General features: G+C 65.5%; 1 protein-coding gene. It reads left to right on the top strand.

All coding sequences use genetic code 11. The annotated features are described in order from the left end of the window. Positions 1-315 (top strand): Ulp1 family isopeptidase (locus AC04SF_RS37550; RefSeq protein WP_488481895.1); only part of this gene is annotated, 315 nt, incomplete at its 5' end. Between the last annotated feature and the right edge of the window lie 18 nt (positions 316-333).

The raw sequence follows: 333 nt of genomic DNA, 5'->3' as shown, positions 1-333 counted from the left end.
GCCAATCGCCGCGGCAGCCATTGGTCGCTGCTGTTCGTTGATCGCCGCGAGCGGGAACGGCCGGTTGCCTATCACTACGACTCGAACGGGAGATACAACGAGGCGCCCGCAGGACAACTCGCAGCAAGGCTGGGCGCGCGCTTGGAGTCACCCCGCATCCCCCAACAGCGAAACGGTCATGATTGCGGCGTCTTTGTGGTGGACGGCACGCGCGAGCTGGTTAGGCGATTGGCGCAACCAGGGCAGCCAGTCCAGCTGGACCTCGACGGGCTCCGTGCCGATCGGCAGGCACTGCAAAACCGACTGAGGGGCTGAAGCTTCGCCATGGCGGGA

It is taken from the genome of Mesorhizobium sp. CNPSo 4671 (assembly GCF_057784245.1).
This window is presented reverse-complemented; position numbering and strand designations above follow the sequence as displayed.